Source organism: Pseudomonas sp. KCJK9000 (assembly GCF_046230725.1).
Classification (GTDB): Bacteria; Pseudomonadota; Gammaproteobacteria; order Pseudomonadales; family Pseudomonadaceae; genus Aquipseudomonas; species Aquipseudomonas promysalinigenes.
Genome location: NZ_JBJJLN010000004.1, coordinates 71,307 through 91,692 on the forward strand (window position 1 = coordinate 71,307; position 20,386 = coordinate 91,692).

Consider the following 20,386-nt stretch of genomic DNA (forward strand, 5'->3'; position numbering starts at 1 on the left):
ACCTGAAAGCGGATTTGGCGTCTAACCCTGAGCCCGGCTCGATGGCCGGTTTTTCGAGGAGCGTTGTTTCATGAAAATTCGTCTTCCACTGTTGGCTCTGGCGTTGGGCCTGAGCAGTCCACTGGTACATGCACAGATGTTGCAACCTGGCCTGTGGGAGCTAACTACCAGCAATATGCAGGTCGATGGCAAGCCGTTACCTGACATGCAATTCATGCTGGGCCAGTTGAAGAATCTGCCGCCTGAACAGCGGGCCATGATGGAAGGAATGCTGGCCAAGCAGGGCGTCACCATAGGTGGCAATGGTGTGCGCTCGTGCCTAACCCCTGAACAGGTGCAGACCAACGACATTCCTTTGCAAGACCCTAAATCTGGCTGCACTCAAAAGATCACCGACCGGACAGGTAATGTCTGGAAGTTTCAGTTCAGTTGCCCCAAAGCCCAAGGTACCGGGCAGGCAACCTTCCTCAGCGACAAGGAATTCACTACGCAGGTCAATGGCACATTCAATGCCTCGGGTGTTCAGCAGCAAGGCAGCATGAATACCCGAGCTGTGTGGCTTGGCAATGACTGTGGAACGGTCAAGCCACGTACTTGAGATTCACCACTGCCATTGGCTAGCGGCGACCGCATCGTGGGCATGCAGGCTTTCTGCATGCACCACACGTAGCTTGAACGCCGTGGCCCACTCCAACGCACGTAGCGCTTTATGCAAGCGCCTTGCGGCGTCCTCACAAAACATTAGGTTCTGCCCATTCGCCAACGCGAAGGCTTGTTCATCTGCGCGTTTTACTGCCGTCTGCACGGCGGTGCCAAGGCTGGCTTCGACTTGATCGATAAGCTCCTTGATAGGTAATGCAGCGAGATTGTTCTTCAGACGAACTTCGATCTGCGCCTCGCTCCGCTGGCTGTGAGGCGTGGCTACAATCCCCTCACTGCTGCCTAACCACTGCACCACTGCCTCGCGTTCGAGCGATTGCTCCGGGAAGTCTGCCTCGAACTGCTGTTGGATGAGTTGCCTGGCCAGCGCTGCCGAGCAAGGGCAAGTCGAGGAATAGGGCACACCGACAGATAGTTCCACGTGGAACATTTCATTCACAATCTTGGCGCGCAGCGTGATTGGATAGTGCTTCCAGCCGGCAAGTGGGCTGATCAACGCAGGCCTTTTGAGAAGATAGTCAAAGCTAAGGTCGATGTACGCTGCGTCTGATAGGCCTTCGTGGCTTGCAATAAAGTCTGCCAGCAGATGCCGCAGGGCCAAAGGGGTCAACGGCTGGTGTTCGAGCGATTCCAACGCAAGGTAGAGCCGAGACATATGGATACCCCTTGCTGTCCCATCGACCAGGCTCACGCCGGCGCTGGCGATGGCCGCCATCGTTTGGCCGGCAAACTGGATGGGTAAAGCGATGCCGCTCATCCCGACCCAATCAAGTGGTGCGGTTTGCTCTTGGGGCTGTGTGGCGATGTCTGGAAGGGTCAGGCTAGTCATTGGGGTACCAGGCGTTGAGGTCAGCGACATCCGCCGACCAGGCTGCAATGCAAATTGAAACGTTGACCACTGGAGCTTGAGACACGGTTAAAGGTGGTCCAGCCAACGCGACGGCTATAGCCAAACCAAGCTTCACCATCGCTTGCCACGCCGGTGAATAACGTTAGTGAGCCGTAGCGGCTGTTGGTCTGCGCCCACAGCCGGCGTGTTTGGGTATCGAACCCGCGCAGGTAGAGCTGGGTACCTTCGGTACGCACGCTGTAGTAACTGCCCTTGTTATCCTGGCACGCCAGCAAGGTAGCGCTGCGGGTGCACAGCGCCAGTGAACTGCCTTGCGCTGATGCAACTGCAGGCAACGGCATCAGGCACAGCAGTGTCAGGGCGATGGATGACCGGGTCATGTGCGTATCCAGAGATGCGTTCGACGAGTGTGACTTGGCGAAATTGTATTGTTACTTTATAACATTGTGCAATGCATCGTTTCGAATGCGCAGCCTGAAGGGGTTTCACCATGTCCAATCGTCTTCCTGTCACTGTACTTTCCGGCTTCCTCGGTGCCGGGAAAAGCACCTTGCTCAATCATGTACTGCGCAACCGCGACAATCTCAGGGTTGCGGTTATCGTCAACGACATGAGTGAAATCAACATCGATGCCAGTGAAGTGCAGCGCAACGTCAGCCTTAACCGTGCCGAAGAAAAACTCGTTGAAATGAGCAACGGCTGCATTTGCTGCACCTTGCGCGAAGACCTGTTGGAGGAAGTAGCGCGGCTCGCGCAAGAGGGCCGTTTTGACTACCTGTTGATCGAGTCCACAGGGATCTCCGAGCCGTTGCCTGTGGCTGAAACCTTCACCTTCCGCGATGAACAAGGTCGTAGTTTGTCCGACATGGCGCGTTTGGACACCATGGTCACCGTGGTCGATGGCCTGAACTTTCTGCGTGATTATCAGCAAGCCGAGAGCCTGGCCAGCCGCGGCGAAACCCTGGGCGAAGAAGATGAGCGCTCCATCACTGACCTGTTGATCGAACAGGTCGAGTTTGCCGACGTGCTGTTGTTGAGCAAGATCGATCTGATCAGCCAGCACGAACGCGAAGAACTGATCGCCATCTTGCGCAGCCTCAACGCCCGCGCTCAGATCGTGCCGATGGTCATGGGCCAGGTACCGCTGGGACGGATTCTAGATACTGGTCTGTTCGACTTTGATCAGGCCGCTCAGGCGCCCGGCTGGTTGCAGACTTTGCGCGGGGCGCACGTGCCTGAAACCGAAGAATACGGTATTTCGGCGAGCACTTGGGTAGCTCGTCGGCCCTTGCACCCACAACGCTTCTACGACTTTATCCACAACACTGGAAGCAACGGCCGGTTGCTGCGTTCGAAAGGCTTTTTCTGGTTGGCCAGTAAATATCAGGAAGCCGGTAGCTGGTCGCAGGCTGGCGGCATGATGCGCTATGGCCTGGCAGGGCGGTGGTGGCGGTTTGTACCGCGTGAGCATTGGCCGCAGGATGAGCAGAGCACAGCAGATATCCTCAAGCATTGGCAGGCAGACACCGGTGACTGCCGCCAGGAGTTGGTCTTCATCGGGCAGAACATTGATTTCGCACAGTTATCCACAGCGCTGGACGCCTGCCTGCTTAACGATGAGGAAATGGCCCTCGGGCCAAAAGGCTGGGCCAGGCTGCCTGACCCCTTCGGTGCATGGGATGCCGAGGTTGCTGCATGAACATGGCGTTGAAGACTGCGGCTATTCGTCAGATTTTCGGTGAGGCGCCATCGGTGTTTACCGAGGTCTATCAGGACGGGGTAAACATGGCGGTCTGGCAGCGGCGCTTGCCAGCCCAGTTGGAAGACTTCGCAGTTTTGGCCGTCAGCCTCGGCCAGCCGTGGGCTGACCAGCGCGTTATCGATGTGAACGAACATGAACCGCCGGCTCTGCCTGGCTTGCTGCAGGAGGCAGCAGATCTGCAAGGTTACGAGAGCTTCGTGGCTGACGTGAAGTGGTTGGTGTCGGCCTATACCTGCCTGCTCGGCGCACGGCGGGTGGGGTTGCGATTAAGGGTGCTGCAAGGAGCGATGTGCCCGCGCTTTCATGTGGATAACGTGCCTGTGCGTCTGTTGACGACCTACGTGGGGCCCGGCAGCGAGTGGGTTGAAGAAGGCGCTCTGGAACGGGTCGGCTTACACCTGGCTGAGGCCCCTGTGGATAACATTCGAAGCCTAGGCGTGGGAGACGTTGCATTGGTCAAAGGCGAAAAATGGGCCGGTAATGAGGGCGCCGGGCTCATCCACCGCTCCCCGGCCAGCCAGCAGCGGCGACTGTTGCTCAGCCTTGACTGGCTGGCATGACGGGGCATAGTGGGCTGAATTCCACTTAGAAGCGCTGGCATGCTGCGAAATATCCCCACCCACGTCATCGCTGGCCCCCTGGGGGCCGGCAAGACCAGCCTGATCCGGCAGCTAATGGCCCAGCGCCCGGGCAATGAACGCTGGGCGGTGCTGGTCAATGAGTTTGGTCAAATCGGTCTCGATGCGGCGCTGCTCAGCCATAACGATGACGGCATCGCTATCGGTGAGGTGGCTGGCGGTTGCTTGTGCTGCGTGAACGGTATGCCATTTCAGGTTGGCCTGGGCCGCCTGCTGCGCAAGGCGAGGCCAGATCGGCTATTCATTGAACCGTCCGGGCTGGGTCATCCTTTGCAGTTACTCAACCAGTTGGGCAAATCTCCATGGGTCGGAGTGCTGGCGTTGCAGCCATTGGTCATGGTTTTGGATGGCCAGGCGTTAGCCAGGGGTGAGGAATTGCCCGAAGCTCAACAACAGGCTCTGCAGGCGGCAGGCTTGGTGCTGCTGAACAAGGCTGACACTGTGGGTTATTTCAGTAAGTTGTTGATAAATAACAAATTAGAAGATATCAACAGTGTCTGGACCCAGCAGGCTCTGGTTGATATGAAAACCCTGCCCAGTTCATCCACAACACAACAGCTCGGTTTTCCTGTGGATAATTTGAGGGATGCTGATCTGTCCACAACTCCTGAACCCCTGTGGATAGATAAAACCCTGCCGTTCTGTACTGCACAGTCAGGGGATGGCGGTTGGAGCATCGGGTGGCGCTGGCACCCGAGCCAGCAATTCGACCCGCAGCGCCTGCAGGCATTTCTCGCCGTATGGCCTTGGCAGCGCGCCAAGGGTGTTATCCACACCCAGCATGGCTGGCAATCGTTCAATGGGCTGGAAGGCCAAGTGCCGCAGTGGCAGCCCAGCGAATGGCGCAAAGATACGCGCATCGAGTTAATCTTTGAGCAGGCCCAGCCAGCATCACCTCTACAAGTGGCGCTGGCGCAATGCTTGATCACATAGACGCGGCGCGCCTCAGTTGTGCCAGCGGTTATGCTCCTGGCGCCATTGCTGCATCTGAATCACATTGTCGGCCCGTGGTGGTGTCTTGATCTCGAACGGGTAGGGCGCCAGCTCAATCTGTGCGCTATGGGCACCGAACTGGGTCACGCTGCCGGGGTGGCGCTGCTCGCCGGTGACGGTGAACTCGAAGGCATAGACCCGCGCCAGGCGTTTCCTGCCTTTGGCATCGCGGATGAACGCGATGCGTTTGAGCGCAACGGCGTCATCCAGCAGTTCCAGATCGAGTTTGGCGCAGTGCTGTTTGACCCGCTCCAGGGCCTTCTCGCGCAGCCCGTGGTTATGCCATAACCAAGCGCCTGCCGTGGCCAACAACATCAGGACGAAGAGATTCTCCAGGGTCAACATTTACGTATGCTCCAAACAGGTCGAACCAGCTTAACTGCGCCACTGGCCTGTCGTACAGGTGGCGATCGAGTTCATACTGCGCGCCGCACAAACCTTGAAACAGCTTTGGAATCCGCTCCCATGAAACGTACTCCGCACCTGCTCGCCATCCAATCCCACGTGGTGTTCGGCCACGCCGGCAACAGCGCTGCGGTGTTTCCCATGCAGCGAGTTGGAGTCAACGTCTGGCCTCTCAATACAGTACAGTTTTCCAACCACACACAGTATGGCCAGTGGGCGGGGGAAGTGCTTGCTCCAGCGCAAATTCCTGCGTTGGTGGAAGGGATTTCCAATATTGGCGAGCTGGGCCACTGTGATGCGGTGCTGTCCGGGTACCTGGGCAGTGCCGCCCAGGGCCGGGCGATCCTCGTGGGTGTGCAGCGGATCAAAGCGGTGAACGCCAAGGCACTGTATCTGTGCGACCCTGTCATGGGCCATGCCGAGAAGGGTTGCATCGTGCCGCAGGAGGTCAGTGATTTTCTGCTCGATGAGGCCGTGGCCAGCGCGGATATCCTCTGCCCCAATCAACTGGAACTCGACAGTTTTTGCGGGCGCCGTGCGCAGTCGCTCGAAGACTGCGTGAGCATGGCGCGCAGCCTGCTTGCGCGCGGCCCGCAGGTCGTGTTGGTCAAGCACCTGGCGTATCCGGGGCGCGCTCAAGACATGTTCGAAATGTTGCTAGTTACCCGCGAAGAAAGCTGGCACCTTGGCCGTCCGTTGCTGGCTTTCCCACGGCAACCAGTAGGTGTGGGCGACCTGACCTCGGGCTTGTTCCTGGCTCGGGTTCTGCTGGGAGACAGCTGGCGACAAGCGTTCGAGTACACCGCAGCGGCGGTGCATGAGGTGCTGCTGGAAACCCAGGCCTGCACCAGCTACGAATTGCAACTGGTGCGGGCCCAGGATCGTATCGCCCACCCGCGCGTGCGGTTCGAGGCGCAGCGCCTGGCGGTCTAGATCGAATCGGTTTTCAGGTTCTGGTAGCGTTTTTCCAGTTCCTGACGGATCTGCCGGCGTTGCTGGCCTTGCAGGAAGCGGCGTTTCTCTTCGCTGGACTGCGGCTGGCGCGCAGGGACCGGCACCGGGCGACGGTTGTCATCTACTGCAACCATGGTGAAGAAGCAGCTATTGGAGTGGCGTACCGAGCGCTCGCGGATGTTTTCCGTGATTACTTTGATGCCCACTTCCATCGAGGTGTTGCCGGTGTAGTTGACCGAGGCCAGGAAGGTCACCAGTTCGCCGACGTGAACCGGCTCGCGGAAAATCACCTGGTCAACCGACAAGGTCACCACATAGCTGCCGGCATAGCGGCTGGCGCAGGCATAGGCCACTTCGTCGAGGTATTTGAGCAAGGTGCCGCCGTGTACGTTGCCAGAAAAGTTGGCCATGTCCGGGGTCATCAGGACGGTCATGCTCAGCTGGGCGTTTCCAGGTTCCATAGTGTGCTCACGGTGAAATTGCGCTGAATCGGGGCGGTTATCTGCTGACACTTCTGTTTCCCCTTTCTGAAGGTTTGCCTTCCTTTTACGGGACGTTGCCCGATGTGGCGTCGTCACGCCTGCGTTGCCATTTGGGGCGGCTGATCAGCCGATCTGTTTCTGCATATTGCACCGGCAATTTGTGACGGGGTGCGATGTTACCCTGAGTACGCCCATGCAACATGGGCTTTCCTGCATTCAATACAGTATGTACTTGCTTCTTGCTTGGCTCGGCCTTGGCAGAGGAGCGGTCTGCCCGGGCATTGAGCAACGTCGAAAAGGAGTATCGCGCCATGCATGCCATCAGCTTCATCCAGGACCTGGCAGTAATAATGCTGGTCGCAGGTGTCGTGACGATTCTTTTTCATCGGTTGAAACAGCCCGTGGTGCTGGGCTACATCGTCGCAGGCTTCATCATCGGGCCGCACACCCCGCCCTTTGGGCTGATCCATGACGAAGACACGATCAAGACCCTGGCCGAGCTTGGGGTGATTTTCCTGATGTTCTGTCTTGGCCTGGAATTCAGCCTGCGCAAACTGTTCAAGGTCGGTGCCACGGCGTTCATCGCGGCGTTCCTGGAAATCGTGCTGATGATCTGGATCGGTTTCGAGATCGGCCGGTGGTTCGGTTGGAGTACCATGGACTCGCTGTTCCTCGGTGCCATCCTGGCGATTTCCTCGACGACCATCATCGTCAAGGCGCTCAACGACCTGAAGATGAAGAACGAGCGCTTCGCCCAGTTGATCTTCGGGGTGTTGATCGTCGAAGACATTCTCGGCATTGGCATCATCGCCTTGCTTTCAGGCATCGCCGTAAGTGGTTCGGTGAGCTCCGGCGAGGTGTTCTCGACCGTCGGCAAGTTATCGCTATTCATGATCGTGGCGCTGGTCATCGGCATTCTGCTGGTGCCGCGGCTGCTGGCCTATGTGGCCAAATTCGAAAGCAACGAGATGTTGTTGATCACAGTGCTGGGCCTGTGTTTCGGCTTCTGCTTGCTGGTGGTGAAGCTCGAGTACAGCATGGTACTGGGAGCCTTCCTGATCGGTGCCATCATGGCTGAATCGCGCCAGTTGCTGAAGATCGAGCGGCTGATCGAGCCGGTACGGGACTTGTTCAGTGCAATTTTCTTCGTTGCCATCGGCCTGATGATCGACCCCCAGGTGCTGGTCGATTACGCCTGGCCTATCGTGGTCATCACCCTGGCTGTGGTACTGGGCAAAATGCTGTCGTGCGGCATGGGCGCCTTCATAGCCGGTAACGATGGGCGGACCTCGCTGCGCGTAGGTATGGGCCTTTCGCAGATCGGCGAATTTTCGTTCATCATCGCGGCGCTTGGGATGACGCTGCAGGTCACCAGTGACTTTCTCTACCCTGTGGCAGTGGCGGTGTCTGCCATTACCACGCTGCTGACGCCTTACCTGATTCGCGCTGCCGACCCGCTTTCGCACAAGCTGGGTCATATGGTGCCAGGGCGTCTGGCACGGGTGTTATCGCTTTATGGGGAATGGTTGCGCAGTATTCAGCCGCAAGGCGAAGGCGCCATGCTGGCGGCCATGATCCGACGTATCTTGTTGCAGGTAGGCGTCAATCTGGCGCTGGTGATCGCGATCTTCTTCAGCGGCGGTTATTTCGCTGCGCGCATTGGCGCCTGGCTCAGCGAGTGGGTGACGGATGTCAGCCAGCAGAAGGCGCTGATCTGGGGCGCAGCATTGCTGCTGTCACTCCCGTTTCTGATTGCGGCTTATCGCAAGCTCAAAGCCCTGTCCATGCTGCTGGCCGAGATGGGGGTCAAGCCGGAAATGGCCGGGCGGCATACCCAGCGTGTGCGCCGGGTGGTGGCCGAAGTGATTCCGCTGCTCTCGCTGCTGGTGATCTTCCTGCTGCTGTCGGCCTTGTCGGCGAGCATCCTGCCGACCAGCGAGCTGTTGCTGGTGATTGCAGTGGTAGCAGCGGTGGTGGTGGCACTGCTGTGGCGCTGGTTCATCCGCGTGCATTCACGCATGCAGATAGCCTTGCTGGAAACGCTGGAGAACAGTCGCGACCACTCTCACTGACAGCGCCACAACGGGGCGTCAGCTCTCCAGCCAGACGTCCCGTGCCCAGTGCCACACCGATTCCCAGCTTTCTTCAGTGATGGCTTCTTCATCGCCATCCCAGAGCACCACGGTGCCGTCTTCCTCGACGCAGTAATAGCTATCGCCGTCCTGACACAGGGGGATAAGGTCGCGCGGTACGCCCGCTTCCCAGGCGTTGGCGGCCACATCAGGCAAAAAGGTGTGGGACTGCGGGTCGGTGCAGGTCACAGGCTCCAGGGAGCCATAAACCACATCGCTGACCGTCAGCAGAAACTCTTTGAAAACGAACGGAATGTTGATGAACAGCTGTTCTTCGATTTCGACCAGTTGATCCTCATCGGGAAGCTCCAGTGGCACTGGCACGGGTTCATTGGCTTCACGGAGTTGTTCGATCACTTCTTCCACGGTTACATCCTCTGACCTTGATGACAACGCTGCGGGTTATACCCTAGTAGCCCGCTCTGGCAAAAGCAAAACCCCGGGCAAGCCCGGGGTTTTTTGTGCAACGTGAGTCGGTTAACCGTTTTGGCGGATACCGGCCACCAGCCAAGGCTGGTTCTCGCCCTGGGCGCGCACCATGTGCCAGCTTTCGCTGAAAGCTTCGCCCTGGTCGAAGCGCGAAGTCTTCGACACGCCACGGAAGGTAAGGGTGGCGTCGGTGCGGTCGGCACGATCGTCGACGCCGTCGAGTTGCACGTCGAGGTCATCGATGTAGGTGGACTGGAAGCCGTCACCCAGGTCAGCACGCTCGCGCTTGAGGAACTCGAGCATCTGCGGTGTGACGAACTCTGCGATCTTGTCCATTTCATTGGCATCCCAGTGCTGCTGTAGCGACTGGAAGTGGCTGCGGGCTGCGGCAAGGAAGCTTTGCTCGTTGAACCAGGCCGGGGCATTGATCACCGGCGCGGCTGTGGCAGCAGGCGCTGCCGAACCGCCGAAGATCGAAGGCTGAGCAGGCTGGCCATGGGCTTCACGCTGGAGCGGCGCGTGACCTGGCGCGGCCATTTGCGGCTGCTGCTGGCGACGGCGTGCTGCAATGAAGCGGAACACCAGGAAGGCGATCAGACCGATGATCAGGAAGTCCATGATCTGCATGCCCTGGAAGCCGTCACCCATGAACATGGAAGCCAGCAGGCCACCGGCGGCGAGGCCGGCCAGTGGGCCCAGCCAGCGCGAAGCACCGCTGGTGGCGGCCGGTGCGCGGCCAGGCGCAGTCGGTGCGGCTGCAGGCGTGGTTGGCGTAGCCTGGCGGGTCTGGTGGATAGGCGCGGAGCCCGAACTCTTGCCGCCGCCGAAACGCTTGGCGTTGGCGTCCAGGCTCAGCGTCAGGCCGACGCAGAGCGCCAGTGCGATGCTAAGAAAACGTTGCATAAATGGGATTTCCCCTGTTGTGGATTGCACGCGCGTCATGGTGCACAGGTTCCCGTGCACATGACCAGCGACAAGATGTTTCCAGCTTTTGCCTGAATGTTTCGACGCCTCAAATGGCCTCGAGTTTGGCGTACCCAAGCATGAGCCATTTACTGCCTTCTGCAAAATTCACCTGCACCCGCGCCTGGGCGCCAGAGCCCTCGAAATTGAGGATGATGCCTTCGCCAAACACTGCATGCTGCACGCGCTGGCCGAGGTTGAACGTGGTTTGCGGAATATTGGCATTGGCGAACAGGTTGCTGCTCGTGGCAGTTGAACCACCAAACGGGCGGCTGACACTGTTGGAAAGGCGAACTTCCTGAACCAACCCGCTGGGAATTTCGCGTACGAAACGAGACACCTTGTTGTAGGTCTCGCTGCCATAAAGACGGCGGGTTTCGGCGTAGGTCATGATCAGCTGGCGCATGGCGCGGGTGATCCCGACATAGGCCAGGCGACGCTCCTCTTCCAGGCGGCCGGGCTCTTCCAGGCTCATCTTGTGCGGGAACAGGCCTTCCTCCATGCCCACCAGGAACACATAGGGGAACTCCAGGCCTTTGGCGCTGTGCAGGGTCATCAGCTGGATGCTGTCTTCGTGCTCGTCGGCCTGGGCATCGCCAGCCTCCAGCGAGGCGTGGCCAAGGAAGGCCGAAAGCGGCGACAGGTCCGCATCGTCTTCGCTGGTTTCGAAGTTGCGCGCCGCGCTGACCAGTTCTTCAAGGTTTTCTACCCGTGCCTGGCCCTTTTCACCTTTTTCTTCCTGGTGATAGATGATCAGCCCCGACTGCTCGATGGCGGTTTGGGTCATGGTGTGCAGGGGCATTTCGGCCACTTTGCTGGCCAGGCCCTCGATCAACTCGATGAACGCGCCAAGCGCGGAAGCGGCGCGGCCTTTGAGCGCTTTGGCAGATACCAGCTGGCACATGGCTTCCCACATGGACAGCTGGCTGTGGCGGGCGTGCTCGCGAATGGCTTCGACAGTCTTTTCGCCGATGCCCCGTGGTGGCACGTTGATCACCCGTTCGAGTGCGGCATCGTTGCCGCGGCCTTCGATCAGACGCAAGTAAGCCATGGCGTTCTTGATTTCGGCGCGTTCGAAGAAGCGCTGGCCACCATAGATGCGATAGGGGATGCGCTCGCGCAGCAGAGCCTCCTCCAGCACCCGTGATTGGGCGTTGGAACGATACAGAATGGCGATGTCGTTGCGTGCGCTGCCTTGTTTGATCAGGCTTTCGATGGTTTCCACTACATAGCGGGCTTCATCGTGCTCGTTATAGGCAGCGTACAGCGTCAGCGGCTCGCCTTCGCCCATATCGGTCCACAGTTCCTTGCCCAGGCGCCCACTGTTGTTGGCGATCAAAGCGTTGGCAGCCTTGAGTATGCCCCCGGTGGAGCGATAGTTCTGCTCCAGGCGAATCGTTTCGGCGTCTGGGAAGTCGGCGGTGTACTGGTGAATGTTTTCGATCTTGGCACCGCGCCAGCCATAAATGGACTGGTCGTCGTCGCCTACGGCCATCAGGCTGCCGCCGTCTTTGCCTGCCAGCAGGCGCAGCCAGGCGTACTGCACGGCGTTGGTGTCCTGGAACTCGTCCACCAGCAGGTGGCGGAAGCGCCGTTGATAGTGTTCCAGCAGGCCTGGGTGGTCACGCCACAGATCAAGAGCGCGCAGTAGCAATTCGGAAAAGTCGATGACCCCGGCGCGCTCGCATGCCTGTTCATAGGCACTGTAGACATCGCGCATGGTCTGCAGGAAAAGATCGCCCCCGGGCTGGATATGTTGCGGGCGCAGGCCCTCGTCCTTCTGCCCGTTGATGAACCACTGGGCCTGACGCGCCGGCCACTTCTGCTCGTCCAGGCCCAATTCGCGCATGACCCGCTTGACCAGCCGCTGCTGGTCGTCGCTGTCGAGAATCTGGAAATTCTGCACCAGGCGCGCCTCTTGCCAGTGCGCCCGCAGCAGGCGGTGGGCCAGACCGTGGAAGGTACCTACCCACATGCCGGCCGGGTTGATGCCCAGCAATTGCTCGATTCGCTGGCGCATTTCGGCAGCAGCCTTATTGGTGAAGGTCACCGACAGAATCGAGTGCGGCGAGGCCTGCTCGACCTGGATCAACCAGGCGATACGGTGCACCAGCACGCGGGTTTTACCGGAGCCGGCGCCAGCAAGCACCAGCTGACGCCCAAGCGAGGCCGCGACGGCCTGGCGTTGGGCATCGTTCAGGGAATTCAGCAGGAGGGAGAGGTCGTCTGTTTGCATCTGGCCATTCTAGGGGCAGGCCGAGCAACGGGCAAACGCATACTGTATGAATATTCACCTGTGCCCCGGGTGCTCATCGGCTTTAGGCGCAGCGCGCCAGTGCAGGTATGTGGGGCCTGGCTGGACTGCTGGGGGTGAAACCCGTCGGGAGCAGTTTGGCCAGCTCGGACGTTTGTGTAAGATCCCTGCTCGTTTACTGCCAACCATAATAAGAACACTACAAGAATTCACGACATGACCCACGACTGCACGGCGATCGGAGTATCGCCTGGGATGGCCAGGAAGGTCCGCAGGCAGTTTGCCACTCAACTTTCCGTCGAGCGGACGCGGCTGCTGTACCAAGGCTCTTTGTTGCCGACATTGTTCATGCTGCTCAACGGCCTGCTGTGCGCTTGGCTGTTGTGGACCCCTGGGCGCTATCTGATGGTGGCCGTTTGCCTGGCCTGGCTGCTGGCGCTGGTTGCGCTCAGGGTGATCCAGGTGGCGGCGTTCGACTCGGCCAACCCGCAGCGTCAGGCCGAGCCGGTCTGGCGACGCATGTTCCTGGTCGGTTCGGCATTCAGCGGCATGACCTTGGCCTGCGCGGCGATCGCTTTGGTGCCGCAGCACAACTTCGAGCAGCAGGCCTGGGCATTCGGCTTGCTGGCGATGGCCAGCCTGAGTGCAAGCATCGCTTATGCTGTCAGCCTGCCAGCTTTTCTCAGTTTTGCGTTGCCCTGTCTGCTGCCGCCGATCCTCTTCCTGTTCTTTTTCGACGCAGGGCAGCGTGGGTGGGGCTGGTTCTGCCTGATCCTGCTAGCCACGCTGCTGGTGGTGGCCTGGCAGGTCAATCGGCTGCTCGACCGCAGTTTGCTGCGGCGGTTTCAGAACCAGTCACTGAACCAGGACTTGCAACGGATTTCTGCACAGAAGGTGCTTGAGGAACAGCAGCGCCTTGCCTCCACGGTTTTCGAGGCATGCAATGAGGGGGTGGTGATTCTGAGCGCTGATTTTGTGGTGCTTGCGGTGAACCAGGCGTACTGCCAGATGACTGGATATCTACGTTGCGAATCGCTTGCCAGTGCGCTGTTCGAGCTGCCCTGTCACAGCGATGCCCGGCGGCACAGCCAGGCCATTGAGGTGGCGCTGCGCCAGCAAGGTGGGTGGCAGGGCGAACTGGTCGAAGCCCGCAAGCATGGCCAGCTGTATCCGCAGTGGCTACAACTGACGGCTGTGCGCAACTCCAGCGGCCAGCTGAGCCAAGTGGTCGGCTTCTTCACCGACCTGTCGGCGCGTCGAGCTTTCGAAGAGCGCCTGCGTTACCTGGCCCATTACGACGAGCTCACTGGGCTAGCCAACCGATCACTGTTCCGTTTGCGTTTGCTGGATGCCGCACGGCGCGTACGCAGCAATGGCCGCAGCCTGGCCTTGCTGCACATAGACTTGGACCGTTTCAAACTGCTTAACGAAAGCCTTGGCCATGAACTGGCCGACCAGCTGATTCAAAAGGTTGCTCGGCGCATTGTCAGTACCTTGCCCGAAGCCGATACCGTGGCGCGCCTTTCTGGCGATGAGTTCGCCGTGCTCTTCGATGGCTACAGCAACCTGTCGAGCCTGGTACGGGTCACCACCCGCTTGTTGAACAAGTTGCGCAAGCCACAGCGGCTAGATGGCCACGAGGTGGTGATCAGTGCATCGGTAGGTATCAGTGTACTGGCTGATGCCACGCTCGATGCCGAAGCCATGATTGGTCAGGCAGACATGGCCAAGCAGCATGCCAAGCACTTGGGCGGCGACAATTTCCAGTTCTATACCGAAAGCCTGCGAGCCAGCACGCTTGAGCGCTTGCAGTTGGAAAACCAGCTGCGCAAGGCTATCGAAGAACAGCAGCTGATGGTGTATTACCAACCCAAGCTGTGCGTGCTTAGCGGGCACGTCAATGCCGCCGAGGCACTGGTGCGCTGGCAGCATCCTGAGCGGGGGATGGTGCCTCCAGGGGAGTTCATCGGCATGGCCGAGGAAACTGGGCTGATTGCCCCGATCGGTGAATTCGTGCTGCGCCAGGCCTGCAAGCAAGCCCGCCAATGGCAACGGCAGGGCTTGGAAGTGCGGGTTTCTGTCAACCTTTCGGTCTACCAGCTGCGCCAGGGCAAGCTGGTCAGCCTGGTGCGCCAGATGCTCGAAGACACCGGGCTGGCGCCGAATTTGCTGGAGTTGGAGCTCACCGAGAGCCAGTTGCTCGACAGCGTCGAGCACATCATTTCGACCTTCCAGCAGTTACATGCCCTTGGGGTGAAGCTGGCCATCGACGACTTTGGCACGGGCTATTCGTCATTGAGTTACCTCAAACGCCTGCCGGTGGATTACTTGAAGATCGACCAGGCCTTCATCCGCGGCCTTCACCGAGGCAGCCAAGATGCCGCCATTACCCAGGCGATCATCACGTTGTCCAAGAGCCTGGGCATGAAGGTGGTCGCCGAAGGGGTGGAAACGGCGGAGCAACTGGCGTTTCTTCGAGAGCATGGGTGTGACGAGGTGCAGGGCTACCTGATCAGCAGGCCAATCCCGGAGCAAGAGTTTCGCCAGATGCTGGCCCGGCCATGGGGCAATGAGGGCGGTTAGCCGTGCCAGTGTCTGCCGTGCCTGGCCATCAGGCTGCTGGCTTGTTCCGGGCCGTTGCTGCCGGCAGCGTAGTGGCGGGGCGCCTGGAAATGTTCTTCCCAACCTCTGATGATCGGGTCGATCCAGGCCCAGGCGGCCTCTACCTCGTCGCGTCGCATGAACAGCGTCGAATCGCCTTCCAGGATATCCAGCAGCAGGCGCTCGTAGGCGTCCCAGCGACGGGTCTGGCCGAACACCTGTGCCAGGTTCAGGTCCAGGTCCACAGGCTCCAGGCGCATACCCTTGCCGGGGCTTTTGGTCATCATGCGCAAGCTGATGCGTTCCTCTGGCTGCAACTGGATCAGTAGCTGGTTGACTTGGCCACCGCTGAACAACTCGTGAGGCACCGGTTTGAACTGGATGACGATTTGCGAAGAGCGCCGTGCCATTCGCTTGCCAGTGCGCAGGTAGAAGGGCACGCCGGCCCAGCGCCAGTTGTCGATATGCGCGTGCACCGCAACGAAGGTTTCGGTATCGGTGTCGTTGTCGACGTCCTTTTCGAAGTAGTACGCAGGTACTTCCTGGCCGCCGATGTAACCGGCACCGTACTGGCCACGCACGGTTTTGTCCTGTACGTCCTGGCCGGTGATGGGTTTGAGTGCCCTGAGTATTTTCACTTTTTCGTCGCGTACCGCTTCTGCCTCGAATTGCGCCGGCGGTTCCATGGCCACAAGGCACAGCAGCTGTAGCAGGTGATTCTGCAGCATGTCGCGGGTCGCCCCGGCGCGGTCGTAGTAGCCGCCACGGTTCTCCACGCCGAGGGTTTCACAGACGCTGATCTGCACATGGTCGACCCGGCCGTTGCACCACACCGGCTCCAGCAGGGCATTGGCAAAGCGCAGGGCCATTAGGTTCTGCACAGTTTCCTTGCCCAGGTAGTGGTCGATGCGAAATACCTGTGATTCATCGAATACGGCACCGATCGCCTCATTGATGGCGGTAGCCGATGCCTGTGAATGGCCGATTGGCTTCTCCAGCACGATGCGCGCTTCGCTGTCGGCCAGGCCTGCGACACGCAGGTGGTTGGCGATAGGTACGAACAAATTGGGCGCAGTCGCCAGGTAGAAGATGCGGGTCAGCCCACCAGGCTCGCCGAGGTAGCGGGCCAGCCGGCCGAAGTCTGCACTTTGCGTGGCATCCATGGGGAAGTAGTCCAGCCGTGCGCAAAAGCGTCGCCACACTTCCTCGTCGAAGTCGTTGCGAGCAATTTGCGCGCGGCAATGGCGCTCTGCGAGCTTGAGGTATTCGTTGCGGCTGAGGTGGCGGCGGGCCAGTGCGATGATGCGCACGGCGTTGTTCAGACGGGCTTCGCGATACAAGTGATAAAGCGCCGGCAACAGTTTGTGCAGGGCCAGGTCACCCGTGCCGCCGAACACCAGAATGTCGCAAGGAATAGTCAAACCACCACTCTCCACGTTCGTTTAACTGGGCGGGTTGGCGTCCATGTAGTATAACTACAAGAAAGCTACATCCCGGCCAGCCGATCATAACCGAGTCCAGCCCGTGAATCTGTTGCAACATATCGCCCAATCGCGCCACCTGCTGCGCAAATCGGAACTCAAAGTGGCCGACCACGTGCTGCTCGACCCGGCAGCCGTGATGCATAGCTCCATGGCCGACCTGGCGCACAGCGTGGGCATCAGCGAACCGACCATCGTGCGTTTCTGCCGGGCGATCGGCTGTTCGGGGTTTCAGGACCTTAAGCTCAAACTGGCGCAAAGCCTGGCGGCCGGTGCCAGTTTCGGTCAGTTCGCGATCCACGAAGACGACTCGGTCGCCGACTACAGCCTGAAGATTTTCGACACCACCCTGCACACCCTGATGGAAGTGCGCGAGCACCTTGATCCGCAGGCCCTGCAACAGGCCGTCAGTGCCATGGCTCAGGCGCAGCGGGTCGAATTCTACGGCTTTGGTGCATCCGGTGCGGTGGCCGCCGACGCCCAGCACAAATTCTTCCGCCTGCTGCTCAGCGCCGCGGCCTACTCTGACCCGCACATGCAGGCGATGTCGGCGGTGACATTGAAGCCTGGGGATGTTGCGGTGTGCATTTCCCAATCAGGGCGGTCGAAAGACTTGCTGATCACTGCCAACCTGGTGCGTGAGAGTGGAGCCAACCTGATTACCTTGTGCCCAAGTGCGACACCCCTTGCGGAGTTGTCTACGGTCAACCTGGCGATCGATGTGCATGAAGACACCGAGATCTATACCCCACTCACTTCACGCATCGCGCACTTGGTGGTGATCGACGTATTAGCCATGGGTGTGGCCATGGCCCGTGGGCCGAGCCTGGTCAACCACCTCAAGAGCGTCAAGCGCAGCTTGCGCAGCCTGCGGTTGTCGCCCAAGTCGATCAAGGCTACCGAGGACTGATGGCGGATCGTGCTGGCGACTTTACCGGTGAATCCGCGAAGTAATCGGCAAAGATTCACCGTTTTGTCACCTTTCCAAAACCTAAACGTAAACACTCCCGGCCAATCTGAAACTCCCGCATCCAAACTGGGAGACAGGCTATGGCTCGTGACTTCGACGGTTCCTACCAACCCAGCGCCAAGGCTCGCAAGCAGCAAGAAAAGGACCAGCGCCGCATGGAGTTCCGCCGCGCGATCGAAAGTTACTGCGACCAGCGCCAACTGTTGCGCGAACTAACTGATTACCCCGATCTGCAAGCGCTCACGGTATGGCAGGCGTCGTCGGCAACTTCCCAGAAAATCGTTCAACAAGCGCGCTGATCAATGCTCGTTCGCTGCGGATGAACGCGTGAAATGCCAACGCCACTGGTGACTGTCGTTTGGCCTTGGCCTGGACTACGCACCAGCTGCGGTACAACGGCAATTCCTCGACAGGCAACTCCGTCAGCACACCCGTGGCTAATTCCATGTTCACCGCATGGCGCGTTAGCAAAGCAATACCCAAGCCTGCGATTACGCATTCACGCTGGGCGTCGGCCGAGGCCACTTCCAGGGTTTGGCTGAAATGCACGCGTTTGTCCTTAAAGTACTCCTCGCAGGCTTTGCGTGTGCCTGAGCCTTGCTCCCTGACGAGCAGTGTGTGAGGTTCCAAGTCCTGTAAGCGCAACTGCTCCAGCTTGCACAGCGGGTGCTGCGGTGGCGCCACTGCGACGATAGGGTTGTTGAGAAACGGCAGAAACTCCAAGCCCATGTCTTGGGGCACCATCGACATGATGATCAGGTCATCCCGGTTATCGGAAAGCCGGCGAATCGCCTGCGCTCGGTTGACCACGGTGAGGGTCAGGTTGACCTCCGGGTGGCGCTGTTTGAAGGCGGCAAACAGGTGAGGCACGAAGTATTTGGCACTGGACTCGATGGCCAGTTTCAGCTGCCCTTGCAACGAGCCCTGCATATCGGACAGCTGCATATCGAGGCTTTCCAGGCGCCCGAATATGTCACGGCTAGCGCGTTGCAGCGCTTCGGCAGCGTCGGTCAGGTAGAGCTTCTTGCCCACGTACTCGAAAAGCGGCTGGCCAATCAGCTCCTCCAACTGGCGTATTTGTAGACTTACCGCCGGTTGCGTCAGTGCCATTTCTTCTGCAGCGCGGCTGTATGAGCGCAGATCGCAGACCTCATTGAAAATCTGCAACTGGCGTAATGTCATACGCATCAAGGACTTACGCATTCTTATAGTCTCATTGGCAATACCCTGTTACCAGACTATAAGCTTTTGCTAATACAGCCCCTAACAAATATTGATTTTTGTTTATCGTCCGTCGGCGCTAGGGTGAATATGCGACTGGCCAGCTAGCTCTGGTCACGCGCCGACCGGTAGAACCGGATCGTCTGTTCCAACGGCTTTGGGAAGACTCCAGTGATAAAAAAAATCCTGATCGCCAACCGGGGTGAAATCGCAGTTCGCATCGTGCGAGCCTGCGCCGAGATGGGTATTCGCTCTGTCGCGATCTATTCCGACGCCGACCGTCATGCCCTGCACGTCAAGCGTGCCGACGAGGCTCACAGTATTGGCGCAGAGCCTTTGGCGGGGTATCTGAACCCACGCAAACTGGTCAATTTGGCGGTGGAAACCGGCTGTGATGCCCTTCACCCAGGCTATGGGTTCTTGTCGGAAAACGCCGAACTGGCGGAGATCTGCGCCGAACGCGGGATCAAATTCATCGGCCCGGCAGCGGATGTCATTCGCCGCATGGGCGATAAGACCGAAGCGCGCCGCACCATGATCCAGGCCGGTGTGCCGGTGACCCCTGGCACCGAAGGCAACGTGGCCGATATCCATGAAGCACTGAGCGAAGGTGACCGCATCGGCTACCCGGTGATGCTCAAGGCTACCTCCGGCGGCGGCGGGCGCGGTATTCGCCGTTGCAACAGCCGAGAAGAGCTTGAGCAGAACTTCCCAAGGGTCATTTCCGAAGCGACCAAGGCCTTTGGTTCGGCCGAAGTGTTCCTGGAGAAGTGCATCGTCAACCCCAAGCACATCGAGGCGCAGATCCTCGGTGACAGCTTTGGCAACGTCGTGCACCTGTTCGAGCGTGACTGCTCGATCCAGCGCCGTAACCAGAAGCTCATCGAAATTGCTCCAAGCCCACAGCTCACCCCGGAGCAGCGCGCCTACATCGGTGACCTGGCGGTGCGTGCGGCCAAGGCGGTGGATTACGAGAACGCCGGTACCGTGGAGTTTCTGCTCGCCGATGGCGAGGTTTACTTCATGGAGATGAACACTCGGGTGCAGGTGGAGCACACCATCACCGAAGAAATCACCGGAATCGATATCGTCCGTGAGCAGATTCGCATTGCCTCGGGCCTGCCGCTGTCGGTGAAACAGGAAGATATCCAGCACCGCGGTTATGCGTTGCAGTTTCGCATCAACGCCGAAGACCCGAAGAACAACTTCCTGCCCAGCTTCGGCAAAATCACCCGCTACTACGCCCCAGGCGGCCCGGGTGTGCGTACCGATACGGCGATCTACACCGGCTACACCATTCCGCCCTTCTATGACTCCATGTGCCTGAAGCTGGTGGTCTGGGCATTGACCTGGGAAGAAGCCATGGACCGCGGCCTGCGGGCCCTGGATGACATGCGTGTGCAAGGGGTCAAGACCACTGCCGCGTACTACCAGGAAATCCTGCGCAATCCAGAATTCCGTAGCGGCCAGTTCAATACCAGCTTCGTCGAAAGCCATCCGGAACTGACCAACTACTCGATCAAGCGCAAACCCGAAGAGCTGGCTCTGGCCATCGCCGCCGCCATCGCCGCCCACGCAGGCCTGTGAGGAA

General features: G+C 59.3%; 19 protein-coding genes. 10 read left to right on the plus strand and 9 right to left on the minus strand.

Features of this window, described 5'->3' with window-relative positions; translation table 11 throughout:
• Positions 1-70 precede the first annotated feature (70 nt).
• The gene (locus tag ACK59H_RS03215; protein ID WP_060477624.1) at positions 71-598 is read left to right on the plus strand and encodes a DUF3617 domain-containing protein; all 528 of its coding nucleotides are present in this window, start codon (positions 71-73) and stop codon (positions 596-598) included.
• A 3-nt stretch (positions 599-601) separates the two neighbouring features.
• On the opposite strand, the gene folE2 is transcribed toward ACK59H_RS03215, so the two are convergent.
• A complete protein-coding gene (gene folE2 / locus ACK59H_RS03220) occupies positions 602-1,489 on the minus strand; it encodes a GTP cyclohydrolase FolE2 (RefSeq protein WP_060477623.1) in 888 nt (295 codons plus the stop codon).
• Between the two features lie 20 nt (positions 1,490-1,509).
• Positions 1,510-1,851 carry a glutamine synthetase gene (locus ACK59H_RS03225; RefSeq protein WP_155500243.1) on the minus strand — a complete coding sequence of 114 codons (342 nt, stop codon included), beginning with the start codon at positions 1,849-1,851 and terminating at the stop codon, positions 1,510-1,512.
• Positions 1,852-2,000: 149 nt separating this feature from the next.
• Between ACK59H_RS03225 and zigA the strand changes: the two genes are divergently transcribed.
• The 3 genes from zigA to ACK59H_RS03240 are packed head-to-tail and all read left to right on the plus strand — an operon-like array spanning position 2,001 to position 4,843.
• Entirely contained in the window at positions 2,001-3,209 is a 1,209-nt protein-coding gene (gene zigA / locus ACK59H_RS03230; protein WP_060477621.1) for a zinc metallochaperone GTPase ZigA, read from the plus strand.
• Positions 3,206-3,832, plus strand: a complete 627-nt coding sequence (locus ACK59H_RS03235; protein ID WP_060477620.1) for a DUF1826 domain-containing protein — start codon at positions 3,206-3,208, stop codon at positions 3,830-3,832. Before zigA ends, ACK59H_RS03235 begins: the two co-directional genes overlap by 4 nt.
• Positions 3,833-3,871: 39 nt before the next feature.
• On the plus strand, positions 3,872-4,843 hold the full coding sequence (locus ACK59H_RS03240; RefSeq protein WP_409264244.1) for a CobW family GTP-binding protein: 972 nt from the start codon (positions 3,872-3,874) through the stop codon (positions 4,841-4,843).
• Positions 4,844-4,855: 12 nt separating this feature from the next.
• Here the strand turns inward: ACK59H_RS03240 and ACK59H_RS03245 are convergent, their stop codons facing one another.
• Entirely contained in the window at positions 4,856-5,248 is a 393-nt protein-coding gene (locus ACK59H_RS03245; protein ID WP_060477618.1) for a DUF3301 domain-containing protein, read from the minus strand.
• A 120-nt stretch (positions 5,249-5,368) separates the two neighbouring features.
• Between ACK59H_RS03245 and pdxY the strand changes: the two genes are divergently transcribed.
• A complete protein-coding gene (pdxY, locus tag ACK59H_RS03250) occupies positions 5,369-6,241 on the plus strand; it encodes a pyridoxal kinase PdxY (RefSeq protein ID WP_060477617.1) in 873 nt (290 codons plus the stop codon).
• Here pdxY and ACK59H_RS03255 read toward each other — a convergent pair.
• On the minus strand, positions 6,238-6,723 hold the full coding sequence (locus ACK59H_RS03255; protein WP_060477616.1) for an acyl-CoA thioesterase: 486 nt from the start codon (positions 6,721-6,723) through the stop codon (positions 6,238-6,240). The two genes, pdxY and ACK59H_RS03255, sit on opposite strands and share 4 nt — an antisense overlap.
• A gap of 332 nt (positions 6,724-7,055) precedes the next feature.
• On the opposite strand from ACK59H_RS03255, the gene ACK59H_RS03260 reads away from it, so the two are divergent.
• Positions 7,056-8,816 carry a cation:proton antiporter gene (locus ACK59H_RS03260; protein WP_060477615.1) on the plus strand — a complete coding sequence of 587 codons (1,761 nt, stop codon included), beginning with the start codon at positions 7,056-7,058 and terminating at the stop codon, positions 8,814-8,816.
• A gap of 18 nt (positions 8,817-8,834) precedes the next feature.
• Here the strand turns inward: ACK59H_RS03260 and ACK59H_RS03265 are convergent, their stop codons facing one another.
• The 3 genes from ACK59H_RS03265 to uvrD form a co-directional block, all read right to left on the minus strand.
• Positions 8,835-9,242, minus strand: coding sequence for an SMI1/KNR4 family protein (locus ACK59H_RS03265; RefSeq protein WP_060477614.1), 408 nt, complete (start codon positions 9,240-9,242; stop codon positions 8,835-8,837).
• Between the two features lie 111 nt (positions 9,243-9,353).
• The gene (locus ACK59H_RS03270; protein ID WP_186476137.1) at positions 9,354-10,208 is read right to left on the minus strand and encodes a Tim44 domain-containing protein; all 855 of its coding nucleotides are present in this window, start codon (positions 10,206-10,208) and stop codon (positions 9,354-9,356) included.
• Between the two features lie 109 nt (positions 10,209-10,317).
• Positions 10,318-12,504 (minus strand): DNA helicase II, encoded by a 2,187-nt coding sequence (gene uvrD / locus ACK59H_RS03275; protein WP_060477612.1) that lies wholly within the window; start codon positions 12,502-12,504, stop codon positions 10,318-10,320.
• A 234-nt stretch (positions 12,505-12,738) separates the two neighbouring features.
• Between uvrD and ACK59H_RS03280 the strand changes: the two genes are divergently transcribed.
• The gene (locus tag ACK59H_RS03280; protein WP_409264247.1) at positions 12,739-15,105 is read left to right on the plus strand and encodes a putative bifunctional diguanylate cyclase/phosphodiesterase; all 2,367 of its coding nucleotides are present in this window, start codon (positions 12,739-12,741) and stop codon (positions 15,103-15,105) included.
• Here the strand turns inward: ACK59H_RS03280 and zwf are convergent.
• Positions 15,102-16,544: a glucose-6-phosphate dehydrogenase gene (zwf, locus tag ACK59H_RS03285; RefSeq protein ID WP_186476139.1), complete on the minus strand. Its 1,443-nt coding sequence runs from the start codon at positions 16,542-16,544 to the stop codon at positions 15,102-15,104. The two genes, ACK59H_RS03280 and zwf, sit on opposite strands and share 4 nt — an antisense overlap.
• Positions 16,545-16,647: 103 nt before the next feature.
• Between zwf and hexR the strand changes: the two genes are divergently transcribed.
• Both hexR and ACK59H_RS03295 read left to right on the plus strand, forming a co-directional pair.
• Positions 16,648-17,514, plus strand: coding sequence for a transcriptional regulator HexR (gene hexR / locus ACK59H_RS03290; RefSeq protein WP_060477609.1), 867 nt, complete (start codon positions 16,648-16,650; stop codon positions 17,512-17,514).
• Between the two features lie 140 nt (positions 17,515-17,654).
• Positions 17,655-17,873, plus strand: coding sequence for a PA3496 family putative envelope integrity protein (locus ACK59H_RS03295; protein WP_081016614.1), 219 nt, complete (start codon positions 17,655-17,657; stop codon positions 17,871-17,873).
• Here the strand turns inward: ACK59H_RS03295 and ACK59H_RS03300 are convergent.
• Positions 17,815-18,762 carry a LysR family transcriptional regulator gene (locus ACK59H_RS03300; RefSeq protein ID WP_196375125.1) on the minus strand — a complete coding sequence of 316 codons (948 nt, stop codon included), beginning with the start codon at positions 18,760-18,762 and terminating at the stop codon, positions 17,815-17,817. The genes ACK59H_RS03295 and ACK59H_RS03300 overlap by 59 nt on opposite strands.
• A gap of 204 nt (positions 18,763-18,966) precedes the next feature.
• On the opposite strand from ACK59H_RS03300, the gene ACK59H_RS03305 reads away from it, so the two are divergent.
• Positions 18,967-20,382, plus strand: coding sequence for an acetyl-CoA carboxylase biotin carboxylase subunit (locus tag ACK59H_RS03305; protein WP_060477607.1), 1,416 nt, complete (start codon positions 18,967-18,969; stop codon positions 20,380-20,382).
• Positions 20,383-20,386: the final 4 nt, after the last annotated feature.

Excerpts from the sequence above, each read along its gene's own strand:
- uvrD (WP_060477612.1), bottom strand. The coding sequence starts at position 12,504 with ATGCAAACAGACGACCTCTCCCTCCTGCTGAATTCCCTGAACGATGCC.
- ACK59H_RS03300 (WP_196375125.1), bottom strand. The coding sequence starts at position 18,762 with ATGCGTATGACATTACGCCAGTTGCAGATTTTCAATGAGGTCTGCGAT.
- ACK59H_RS03255 (WP_060477616.1), bottom strand. The coding sequence starts at position 6,723 with ATGGAACCTGGAAACGCCCAGCTGAGCATGACCGTCCTGATGACCCCG.
- ACK59H_RS03225 (WP_155500243.1), bottom strand. The coding sequence starts at position 1,851 with ATGCCGTTGCCTGCAGTTGCATCAGCGCAAGGCAGTTCACTGGCGCTG.
- zigA (WP_060477621.1), top strand. The coding sequence starts at position 2,001 with ATGTCCAATCGTCTTCCTGTCACTGTACTTTCCGGCTTCCTCGGTGCC.
- folE2 (WP_060477623.1), bottom strand. The coding sequence starts at position 1,489 with ATGACTAGCCTGACCCTTCCAGACATCGCCACACAGCCCCAAGAGCAA.
- ACK59H_RS03260 (WP_060477615.1), top strand. The coding sequence starts at position 7,056 with ATGCATGCCATCAGCTTCATCCAGGACCTGGCAGTAATAATGCTGGTC.
- ACK59H_RS03245 (WP_060477618.1), bottom strand. The coding sequence starts at position 5,248 with ATGTTGACCCTGGAGAATCTCTTCGTCCTGATGTTGTTGGCCACGGCA.
- ACK59H_RS03235 (WP_060477620.1), top strand. The coding sequence starts at position 3,206 with ATGAACATGGCGTTGAAGACTGCGGCTATTCGTCAGATTTTCGGTGAG.
- ACK59H_RS03270 (WP_186476137.1), bottom strand. The coding sequence starts at position 10,208 with ATGCAACGTTTTCTTAGCATCGCACTGGCGCTCTGCGTCGGCCTGACG.
- ACK59H_RS03280 (WP_409264247.1), top strand. The coding sequence starts at position 12,739 with ATGACCCACGACTGCACGGCGATCGGAGTATCGCCTGGGATGGCCAGG.
- ACK59H_RS03215 (WP_060477624.1), top strand. The coding sequence starts at position 71 with ATGAAAATTCGTCTTCCACTGTTGGCTCTGGCGTTGGGCCTGAGCAGT.
- ACK59H_RS03295 (WP_081016614.1), top strand. The coding sequence starts at position 17,655 with ATGGCTCGTGACTTCGACGGTTCCTACCAACCCAGCGCCAAGGCTCGC.
- pdxY (WP_060477617.1), top strand. The coding sequence starts at position 5,369 with ATGAAACGTACTCCGCACCTGCTCGCCATCCAATCCCACGTGGTGTTC.
- ACK59H_RS03240 (WP_409264244.1), top strand. The coding sequence starts at position 3,872 with ATGCTGCGAAATATCCCCACCCACGTCATCGCTGGCCCCCTGGGGGCC.